This window comes from Nocardia sp. NPDC057353, assembly GCF_042667085.1.
GTDB lineage: Bacteria > Actinomycetota > Actinomycetes > Mycobacteriales > Mycobacteriaceae > Nocardia.
The window spans coordinates 63,224-73,260 of the sequence record NZ_JBHVAK010000033.1 but is presented as its reverse complement, the minus strand read 5'-3'; the positions used below and the strand labels follow the sequence as shown (position 1 = coordinate 73,260).

The following is a 10,037-nucleotide window of genomic DNA, read 5'->3' as shown; positions in this document are numbered from 1 at the left end:
GGGCTGGCTCCACTTCTACAATCACCACCGAGCCCACTCCGCGATCGGAGGCCGACCACCGGTCACCCGACTGACCAACCTCCCTGGACATCACAGCTAGTCCGCGGCGGCGACCAGCGGCTCCAGCGTGAGCCCGGGGTGCTCCTTCTCGATGTACTGCAGCCGCCACTTGTCGCTGAAGAGCGCGAGCAGCGCGCCGTCGCTGCGGGTGAAGACCTCGACCCCGCGCTGCCGGTCCAGCTCCGGCGCGGAGGCGGCGTCGGTGCGCCGCGCGATCGAGTAGCCGAGGAAGTCGAGCTTGGTCTCCACGCCGTACTCGCCGAGCATCCGCGCGGTGACCACCTCGAACTGCATCGGCCCGACGGCGGCGAGCACGGGGGCGGCGTCGCCGCGGGCGTCGTTGCGCAGCACCTGCACCACGCCCTCGGAGTCCAGCTGGTCCATGGCCTTGCGGAACTGCTTGTACTTGCCCGCGCTCTCCGCGCGCAGCACCGCGAAGTGCTCCGGCGCGAACGAGGGGATCGGCGGGAACTCCACCTTCCGGTCCACGAAGAGCGTGTGCCCCGGCGCCAGCGCGGTGGCGTTCACCAGGCCGACCACGTCGCCCGGGTAGGCGGTGTCGACGGTGGTGCGCTCCCGGCCGAAGACGGTGAGCGCGTACTTGGTGGCGAACGGCCGCCCGGTCTGCGCGTGCGTCACCACCATGCCGCGCTCGAACTCGCCGGAGACGATGCGCATGAAGGCCAGCCGGTCGCGGTGCGCGGTGTCCATCCCGGCCTGCACCTTGAAGACGACGGCGCTGAACGGGTCGCCGGTCTCCCGTGGCGTTCCCGCGACGTCGACCCGCGCGCGCGGCGGAGGGGCCAGCGCGATCAGCGTCTCCAGCAGCTGCCTGACCCCGAAGTTCAGCATGGCGGAGGCGTAGATCACCGGCGAGGTCTGCCCGGCCAGGAAGAGCTCCTGGTCGTGGTCCTGCCCGGTGGCCGAGAGCAGCTCGCTCTCCTCGGCCGCGGTGCTCCAGGCCTCGCCCTCGCGGTCGGCCGCGGTCGCCGGGTCGATCGACTCCTCCGGCGCGATGGTGGCGCCGCCCGCGGTGCGGGTGAAGTGGATGTACTCCTCGGCGGCGCCCTCCGCGCCGCGGCGCAGCAGCCCGCGGAAGTCACCGGCGATGCCGACCGGGAGGAAGAGCGGGGTCGGGGTGAGCCCGATCCGCTCGTCGATCTCGTCCAGCAACTCCAGCGGGGCCCGGCCGGGGCGGTCCCACTTGTTGATCACGGTGATCACCGGGATGCCGCGGTGCCTGCAGACCTGGAAGAGCTTCAGCGTCTGCGGCTCCAGCCCCTTGGCGGCGTCGATCAGCATGACCGCCGCGTCCACCGCGGTGAGCACGCGGTAGGTGTCCTCGGAGAAGTCGGAGTGGCCGGGGGTGTCGACCAGGTTGATCACGTTGTCGATGTCGGAGCCCGCGGTGCGGTAGTTGAACTGCAGCGCGGTGGAGCTGACCGAGATGCCGCGCGCCTTCTCCATCTCCATCCAGTCCGAGACGGTGGACTTGCGCCCGGCCTTGCCGTGGATCGCGCCCGCCTCGGAGATCACCCTGGCGTGCAGCGCCAGCGCCTCGGTGAGGGTCGACTTGCCCGCGTCCGGGTGCGAGATCACCGCGAACGTGCGCCTGCGGGCGACCTCCGCGGGCAGCCCGCGCGGGACGGAGACGACGGCGCCGTCGGAGGAGGCGGTCACGGTGATTCGGCCCTTTCGCACGCTGGTCGGCAACCTGTCCAGCCTACGCGATTCGCGCGTGACCTCCCGATTCCGAGGGAACTGGCCAGGTGGGGTATGGTGGTCGGGTTGTCTCGGCGAGGGTGACCGCCCAGCGTGCACCGTGATCGACGCGGCTCGGCCTTCCGGCCGTCCGGTCGTTTCCATTCGCCCGACGAGCAGACCATCGCGCAGGACGTCCCGCGCGTAGACCCGTGTCCAGCCCGGAATAGCCGTAGGAGTCATTCAGTCATGTCCGACGTCAACGTCCTCGAGGCCGTCGTACGCACCGAGTTCGGTAAGGGCGCAGCCCGTCGCACCCGCCGGGCGGGCAATGTCCCGGCCGTCCTGTACGGCCACCAGTCGGATCCCCAGCACCTGGCCGTGAACGCCCAGGAGTTCGCCGCGATCCTGCGTGCGCACGGCACCAACGCCGTGCTGAACCTGGTGATCGACGGCACCCCGCAGCTCGCGCTGACCAAGTCCGTTGTGGTGCACCCGATCCGCCGCTACATCGAGCACGCCGACCTGCTGATCGTGAAGCGCGGCGAGAAGGTCACCGCCGACGTGAACATCGTCGTCACCGGCGACGCCGCCGCGGGCACCCTGGTCACCCAGGAGGCCACCACCGTCTCGATCGAGGCCGAGGCGCTGAACATCCCCGAGTCCATCGAGGTCTCGGTCGAGGGCGCCGAGGAGGGCACCCAGATCACCGCCGCCGACCTGTCGCTGCCCAAGGGCGTCGAGCTGGCCGTCGACCCGGAGACGCTGATCGTCAACGTCATCACCGCGCCGGTGGTCGAGGACCCGGAGGCCGACACCACGGAGACCTCCGAGGCCGCCGAGGGCGACGACGCCGCCGAGGCCGACGCCGAGAGCGCCGAGTAACAGCGGACCGTGTCCGAACCCGCCGCCGGGCCCGCGCTGGTCGTCGGCCTCGGCAACCCCGGGCCCGAGTACGAGCGGACCCGGCACAATGTGGGCTTCCTGGTCGCCGACGTGCTCGCCGAGCGCGTCGGCGGCCGGTTCACCGCCCACAAGAAGTCCGGCGCCGATCTGCTGCAGGCCCGGCTGGACGGGCGGCAGGTGCTCCTCGCCAAGCCCCGCTCGTTCATGAACGTCTCCGGGCGGCCGGTCGCCGCGCTCGCCCGCTTCTTCTCCGTGCCGCCGACCGAGGTCGTCGTCGTGCACGACGAGCTGGATCTGCCGTTCGGCACCATCCGGGTCAAGCGCGGCGGCGGCGAGGGCGGCCACAACGGCCTGCGCAGCATCTCCGCCGCGCTCACCACCAAGGAGTACCTGCGGGTGCGGGTCGGCATCGGCCGCCCGCCGGGCAGGCAGGACCCGGCCGACTTCGTGCTCAAGCCGTTCGCGGCGCCGGAGCGCAAGGAGATCCCGGTCATCGTCGAGCAGGCCGCCGACGCCGTCGAGCTGCTGCTCCGGGTCGGCCTGGAAGCCGCGCAGAACCAGCTGCACTGAGGGGTCATGGTCTCGAACGCACAGCGCGCCGCCGCCCACCGGGTCGCGCCCTTCGTCCTCGGCCCGGTCGGCGGCATCCGCCGGGCCGGTGCCGTCCGCCTCGACGGCACCCGAATCCTGCTGACCGGCGCCTCCTCCGGGATCGGCAGGGCCGCCGCGCTGCGCACCGCCGCCCGCGGCGCGGAGCTGCTGCTGGTCGCCCGGCGCGCCGATGAACTCGAGCAGCTGTGCGCGGAGATCTCCGCTGCCGGCGGCAAGGCCGAGTACCGCGCCTGCGACATGGCCGACCAGGCGCAGGTCACCGAGCTGGTCGAGAGCCTGGACGGCCCGGTCGACGTGCTGATCAACAATGCCGCGCGCTCGATCCGCCGCCCGCTCACCGAGTCGCTGGACCGGCTGCACGACTTCCAGCGCACCATGGCGGTCAACTACTTCGGCGCGGTGCAGCTCACGCTCGGCGTGCTGCCGGGCATGCTGGCCCGCGGCGGCGGGCACGTGCTCGACGTCTGCACCTGGACGGTCGCCGCGGACAGCTCCCCGCGCTTCGCCGCCTACCACGCCTCCAAGGCCGCGCTGGCGGGCTTCAACCGCAGTGCGGGCGCCGAACTGGCCACCGCGGGAATCGCCTTCACCACCATCGGCTACCCGCTGGTGCACACCGCCATGAGCTCGCCGACCGAGCGCTACCGCAGGCTGCCCGGGCTCACCCCCGAGCAGGCCGCCGACTGGATCCTCACCGCCCTGCGCACCCGCCCGGTCCGCATGGTCCCGCGCTACGCCGCCGTGCTCAGGGCGATCAATCAGGTCTCCCCGCGCACCGTCGACCGGATGCTCGCCCGCCGCGCCTGATCACGGGCGCGTCCGCGTCAGGTGACGCGGAAGACCGGCCAGCCGATCTCGGTGCGCCACCCGGCGGGATCGCCCGTGTCCCCGGGACCGACGACATAGATCTCCCGCACCGGCCCGGCCACCGACATCGCGTTCTGCACCACCCAGGTTCCGAGTCGGCCGTACGTGACCTCGACCCCGTCGTGTTCGCCGACGTGGGTGGTGACGGCCAGCTCCGCGGCGGGCAGGACCACGGGGTGCACGCGTCCGGTGCGCGGGGGCGCGGCGGTCGGCAGGTAGACCAGCGCGTGCCCGCGCTCCTGCTGGAAGAGGGCGTTGTCGTAGCTGCCGCCCGGCGGTCCGGTCACGGCGTCGCCGACGGCCGCCCGCAACTCGGCCATCGCGCCCGCGTACCAGGCCGCCACCTCGCGATGCCCGATCACGGCCTCGATCCCCGCGACCGTCCTGGCAGGCTCCGCACGCAGCTCGACATCGATCGACGCGGGGTCGGGCCGGAGCAGCCTGCGCAATGACACGACCGCGGCCCTGGTGCGGTCGAGCGTGGCCTCGAGGCGTTCCAGGTGGTCGGCGACCAGGGCCGCCCTGACATCGGGGTCGGGGGTCCGCAGGATCCGCTGCACATCGCTCAGCGGGACGTCGAGCTGGCGGAGCCGGTGGATGACCTGCGCGGTCGGGATCTGGTCGACACCGTAGTAGCGGTACCCGGTGGTCTCGTCCACGACGGCGGGTTCGAGCAGGGCCGTCTCGTGATATCGGCGCAGGGTCCGCACGCTCAGCTGGGTCAGCCGCGAGAATTCCCCGATGGTCAGCACCTCCTCATTCTGAACGCTCCCCCCGGGGGAGGGTCCACGGCTTGACCCTCCCGCGCCGCGAGGCCGCACGGTGGTCGCATGACACAGCACACCGATCTTCCGTCCGCCGTGCGCGACTTCCTCACCGCCCACATCGCCAGGGACGCCGATACGGCCTCGTCGTTCCTCACCGCGGATGTGGTGGCCGTCGACCAGGGCGAGACCTTCCGCGGCCGGGAGGACGTCCGCGCCTTCCTGCGGAACGCCGGGTCCGAATTCGAGTACACGACCGAGCAGCTCGGCGCGCGCCGCGTCGACGCCGCGCACTGGGTGGTGACCGTGCGGCTCGCGGGCACCTTCCCCGGCGGTGTCGCCGAGCTCGACTACCGATTCGCGCTGCGGGACGGCCTCGTCGCCGAACTCGTCATCGCGAACCACGACCGCGATCGCCTCGACGGTCGCCGGGCGCTGGTCACGGGTGGCACGAAGGGCTCGGGCATGGCCGTCGCGGCGCGCCTGCGGGAGCTGGGCGCCGACGTGTACGTGGCGGCCCGCACGATGCCCGACGGGTACGAGCACCCCGGCCGATTCATCGAAGCGGACCTGTCGACGATCGGCGGCACGGACGCCGTGGCCACTCGAATCGCCGAGGCAGGCGGGCTCGACATCCTGGTGCACGTGGTCGGTGGCGCGTCGACGCCCGCCGGTGGCTTCGCGGCCATCACCGACGACCAGTGGCTCACCGAGCTGCACCTCAACCTCCTGGGAGCGGTGCGGCTCGATCGCGCGCTGCTGCCCGCGATGATCGAGTCCGGGTCGGGCGTGGTGCTGCACTTCACCTCGATCCAGCGGGAACTGCCCCAGTACGACGCATCCCTGGCGTACGCGGCAGCGAAGGCCGCGCTGCGCACCTACAGCAAGGGACTCGCCAATGAACTCGCGCCGCGCGGGGTGCGGGTCAATGCGATCAGCCCCGGCGGGATCGAGACCGAAGCCTACGAACGATTCGTGGACCGGATCGCCGAGGGCAACGGGCTCACCCGGGAAGCGGCGAAGCGGACCATCCACGACTCACTGGGCGGGGTGCCGCTCGGCCGCTTCGCGCACCCCGGGGAGATCGCGGACCTGGTCGGGTTCCTGGTCTCGGACCGCGCCTCGGCCATTGTGGGAGCCGAGTACGTGATCGACGGGGGGACCGTTCCGACCGTCTGACCTAGTCCAGGTGCGCGGCGGTGGCGGCGCGGCGCAGCTTGCCCGACGAGGTCTTGGGCAGCGCGCCGGGCCCGAGCACCGTGACCGAGCGCGGCCGCACCCCGACCTCGGAGAAGACGGCGTGCACCACCTCGCGCTCGATCCGCTTCACCTGTTCGGCGTCCTCGTGGTCGTTGCTCTCCACCACCACCGCGAAGCTCTCCCGCTTCTGCCCGGCGTCCAGCCGGACCGCGACGGCATTGCCCGGCCGCACCCCGGTGACCCGCCCCGCCGCGCGTTCGATGTCGGTGGGGTAGATATTGCGGCCGCCCATGATGATGACGTCCTTGATCCGGCCGCAGACCACGATCAGCCCGCGCTCGGTGAAGTAGCCGATGTCGCCGGTGTCCAGCCAGCCGTCGGCGTCCTGCGCCGGGCGGAAGCCGTCGACCGTGACGTAGCCGGAGGTGACCGCGGGGCCGCGCAGCTCGATCACGCCGACCGAGCGGGTCGGCAGCGGCTGCCGCTCGGCGTCCACGATCCGCCCCTCCAGCTGGTCCACCAGGTAGCCGAGGGTGGGCAGCGCGCGCACCGAGCCGTGGTGGCCGCGCCGGTCGCGCACCGGGACCGCCTTGCCGATCGCCTCCAGCAGGTCCGCGTCGACCACGTCGACCACCTGGCCGAGCCCGGGGTCGGGGATGGAGACGGCGAGCGTGGTCTCGGCCATGCCGTAGACCGGGGTGAGCGCGGCCGGGTCCAGGCCGAAGCGCTCGCCCGCGGCGGCGAGCTGCTCCATGGTGTCCGGGTCGACCGGCTCGGCGCCGTTCCACATGTAGCGCACGCTGCTCAGGTCGTAGGCGCCGTCCTCGGCGCGGGAGAGCCGCCGGGCCAGCAGCGAGTAGGCGAAGTTGGGGGCGGCGGTCACGGTGCCGCGGTACTTGCCGATCAGCTCGGCCCAGAGCAGCGGCTTGGCCAGGAAGTCGAGCGGCGTCACGCACACCACCTCGGCCCCGAGCTGCATGGGCACGCTGAGGAAGCCGACCATCCCCATGTCGTGGAAGAGCGGCAGCCAGCTCACCATGACGTCCTGGTCGAGCTGGAACTTCACCCGGTCGAACATGGCGTAGGCATTGACGAAGAAGTTGCCGTGCGTGATCCGCACCGCCTTGGGGGAGCCGGTCGAGCCGGAGGTCAGCTGCTGCAGCGCGATGTCGTCCTCGCCGGTGGGCAGCGGGTCGGTGTCCGGGCCCTCGTGCAGCCGGTCGATCCGCACCACCGCGATGCCGCGCTCCAGCAGCAGCGGCTCGGCCGCCTCGAAGGGCGCGCCGAGCACGACTGCCTTGGCCTCGATCATGCGCAGCACGGTCTCGGTGTCCTGCGCCCAGACGGCGAGGTCGGTGCGCGGCGTCGGCTGGTGCAGCATGGTGATGGAGGCGCCGCGCATCCAGACCGCCTGGCAGGCGGGGGCGATGTCGACCGGCATCCCGGCCAGCACCCCGACCGCGTCGCCGTGCCCGATCCCGGCCGCCGCGAGCCCGCCCGCCATCCGCCTGGCCTGGCCGTGGATCTCCCCCCAGGTCTGTCTGCGCGGCTCGTTCGGCTCCCCGGTGACCAGGCCGCGCGGGCTGCCCGCGGCGGTCGCGTACATCTCCTCGGTGAACCTGCTCACGTTCCACTCCCTCGGCTCGGCCCTGCCCTGCTATCCCGCCGGAGCGGGCGGGCGTTAACTCCCGGTGGTGATTCGCCCGGAGGTAGCGAGTGGACGAGTCAGCGCCGGGGTGGCAGCGGTACCCGCAGCAGGTCGTGCGCAACCACGACCTCCCCGTCGAAGTGCCGCTCCGCCTCCCTGCGGTGCTCCTCCAGGGTGCGGTAGCGCTGCGAGAAATGGGTGAGAACCAGCGTCCGAACTCCGGATTCGGCCGCGACCATGCCCGCCTGGGCCGCGGTGAGGTGGCCGTACTCGGTGGCCAGGTGTTCGTCGGCGGCGAGGAAGGTGGCCTCGATGACCAGCATGTCCACCCCGGCCGCGAGCTCGAACACGCCGGGGCAGAGCCGGGTGTCCATGACGAAGGCGAAGCTCTGGCCCGGCCGCACCGCGCTCACCTCGTCGAGCGTGACCTCCCGCGCGCCGACCCGGAGCACGCCCGCGCGCTGCAGCTCGCCCACCGCGGGGCCGCGCACGCCGAGCGCCGCCAGCCGCTCCGGCAGCAGCCTGCGGCCGTCCGGCTCGGTGAGCCGGTAGCCGAAGGCCTCCACCGGGTGCGAGAGCGCCGCGGCGGTCAGCGCGAACGGCGCGCCGGGGAACTCCAGCGAGCCCGCCGCGGCGATTGGGTGCTCGGTGAGCTCGACGGTCCGGCGGAAGGCGCTGGCGTCGCAGAGGTTGCGGAACCAGTGCGCGCCGGAGGCCGGGTACCAGGCGTGCACCGGGTGCGCCACCGCGTCCAGGTTGATCCGCTGCACGACCCCGGGCAGCCCGAGGCAGTGGTCGCCGTGGAAGTGGGTGAGCGCGATCCCGGTGATCGCCGACGCCGCGACCCCGGCGTGCGTGAGCTGCCGCTGGGTGCCGTCGCCGGGATCGAAGAGCACCCCGACGCCGTCCCAGCGCAGCAGGTAGCCGTTGTGGTTGCGCTGTCGGGTCGGCACCTGGCTCGCGGTGCCGAGCACGACGAGTTCGCGGGCCGACATCTACAGCGCGGCCACGGCGGCGACGAACCGGTCCAGCTCGGCGTAGGAGACGAAGCAGTGCGGCGAGGCGCGCACCACCGCGTCCAGCCCGCGCTCGGTCATGTCCAGCAGCGTCGAGCCGGCGCGGCTGACCGTCACGGTGATGTTCCGCTCGGCCAGCCGGTCGCGCACGGCGTCGGGGGCGATGCCGTCCTTGGTGAACGAGACGGTGCCGCCGCGCGCCCCCCGCTCGCCGCCGAGGTCGCGCACCGTCACCCCGGGCAGCGCGCCGAGCGCGGTGCGCAGGTGCGCGGAGCGGTCCGCGATGGCGGCGTAGACGGCCTCCGGGCCGAGGTCGAGCAGGTAGCGCACCGCGGCGCCGAGCCCGAGCCGGGCCGCCACGTCGTGCTCCCAGAACTCGAACCGCCTGGCGTCCGGGGCGAGCTCGTAGCTCTCCGGGCCGGTCCAGGTCGCGCTGTGCAGGTCGAGCCGCTGCGGCTCCATGGTCTCGGCCAGCCCCGGCCGGATGTACAGGAAACCGGTGCCGCGCGGACCGCGCAGCCACTTGCGGCCGGTGGCGGAGAGCGCGTCCACGCCGAGTTCGGTCACATCGAGCGGGAGCTGCCCGGCGGACTGGCAGGCGTCGAGCAGCACCAGCGCGCCGCTCGCGCGGGCCAGCCGCGCCGCCTCCGCGACCGGGTTCACCACCCCGCCGTTGGAGGGGACATGCACCAGCGAGACCAGCTTGACCCGCTCGTCCAGCATCCGCTCCAGCGCCGCCGGGTCGAGCAGCCCCGACCCGTCGCTGGGAATTCGCTCGACGTGCGCGCCGACGGCCTGCGCGCGCTGCAGCGTGGCGATGGCATTGGCCGCGTAGTCGACCCCGCTGATCAGCACCCGGTCGCCGGGGCCGAGCGGCACCGAGTAGAAGAAATCGGCCCACGCCCTGGTCGCGGAGTCGCTGAGCGCGATCGACTCCGGCACCGTCCCGAGCAGCTCGGCGAGCGAGCGCTTGACCCCGGCCAGGTCGTCGATCCGCTCGTTCGCCGCCCGGTAACCCCCGACCTCGGCCTCGCGCCGCAGGTGCGCGATCACCGTCTCGGTGACGACCCCCGGCGGCAGCGACGAGCCCGCGCTGTCCAGGAAAACGTGCCCGGAGGCCGGGTCGGAGGGGTCGAGCCCGGAGCCGAGGCCCGGGGTGTCGGCGCGGAGCCTGGCGTCGTCCATGCCGCGACCCTATCGGTAGCGGGCGACGGAGATTCGGCCCTTTTCTTGTCGGCGGACGCCGCTACCCTTGACGATACG

9 protein-coding genes are annotated in these 10,037 nt (G+C 72.7%); 4 read left to right on the top strand and 5 right to left on the bottom strand.

The genetic code is table 11. The features are described from left to right. Positions 1-96: 96 nt before the first annotated feature. Positions 97-1,740, bottom strand: a complete 1,644-nt coding sequence (locus ACFUUZ_RS18835; RefSeq protein ID WP_378697802.1) for a peptide chain release factor 3 — start codon at positions 1,738-1,740, stop codon at positions 97-99. A gap of 270 nt (positions 1,741-2,010) precedes the next feature. Between ACFUUZ_RS18835 and ACFUUZ_RS18830 the strand changes: the two genes are divergently transcribed. The 3 genes from ACFUUZ_RS18830 to ACFUUZ_RS18820 are packed head-to-tail and all read left to right on the top strand — an operon-like array spanning position 2,011 to position 4,086. Then, the gene (locus tag ACFUUZ_RS18830; protein WP_378697800.1) at positions 2,011-2,646 is read left to right on the top strand and encodes a 50S ribosomal protein L25/general stress protein Ctc; all 636 of its coding nucleotides are present in this window, start codon (positions 2,011-2,013) and stop codon (positions 2,644-2,646) included. Between the two features lie 9 nt (positions 2,647-2,655). After that, a complete protein-coding gene (gene pth, locus ACFUUZ_RS18825) occupies positions 2,656-3,237 on the top strand; it encodes an aminoacyl-tRNA hydrolase (RefSeq protein ID WP_378697798.1) in 582 nt (193 codons plus the stop codon). Between the two features lie 6 nt (positions 3,238-3,243). Further along, positions 3,244-4,086, top strand: a complete 843-nt coding sequence (locus ACFUUZ_RS18820; RefSeq protein ID WP_378697796.1) for an SDR family NAD(P)-dependent oxidoreductase — start codon at positions 3,244-3,246, stop codon at positions 4,084-4,086. Positions 4,087-4,103: 17 nt separating this feature from the next. Here the strand turns inward: ACFUUZ_RS18820 and ACFUUZ_RS18815 are convergent, their stop codons facing one another. After that, the gene (locus ACFUUZ_RS18815) at positions 4,104-4,898 is read right to left on the bottom strand and encodes a MerR family transcriptional regulator (RefSeq protein ID WP_378697794.1); all 795 of its coding nucleotides are present in this window, start codon (positions 4,896-4,898) and stop codon (positions 4,104-4,106) included. A 78-nt stretch (positions 4,899-4,976) separates the two neighbouring features. Here ACFUUZ_RS18815 and ACFUUZ_RS18810 point away from each other — a divergent pair, with 78 nt between their 5' ends. Beyond that, positions 4,977-6,089 carry an oxidoreductase gene (locus tag ACFUUZ_RS18810; RefSeq protein WP_378697792.1) on the top strand — a complete coding sequence of 371 codons (1,113 nt, stop codon included), beginning with the start codon at positions 4,977-4,979 and terminating at the stop codon, positions 6,087-6,089. Between the two features lies 1 nt (position 6,090). On the opposite strand, the gene ACFUUZ_RS18805 is transcribed toward ACFUUZ_RS18810, so the two are convergent. The 3 genes from ACFUUZ_RS18805 to ACFUUZ_RS18795 form a co-directional block, all read right to left on the bottom strand. Further along, a complete protein-coding gene (locus ACFUUZ_RS18805; RefSeq protein ID WP_378697790.1) occupies positions 6,091-7,737 on the bottom strand; it encodes a fatty acyl-AMP ligase in 1,647 nt (548 codons plus the stop codon). A 98-nt stretch (positions 7,738-7,835) separates the two neighbouring features. Beyond that, positions 7,836-8,753, bottom strand: coding sequence for a ribonuclease Z (locus ACFUUZ_RS18800; RefSeq protein ID WP_378697787.1), 918 nt, complete (start codon positions 8,751-8,753; stop codon positions 7,836-7,838). After that, positions 8,754-9,959 carry an aminotransferase class V-fold PLP-dependent enzyme gene (locus ACFUUZ_RS18795; protein WP_378697785.1) on the bottom strand — a complete coding sequence of 402 codons (1,206 nt, stop codon included), beginning with the start codon at positions 9,957-9,959 and terminating at the stop codon, positions 8,754-8,756. Positions 9,960-10,037: the final 78 nt, after the last annotated feature.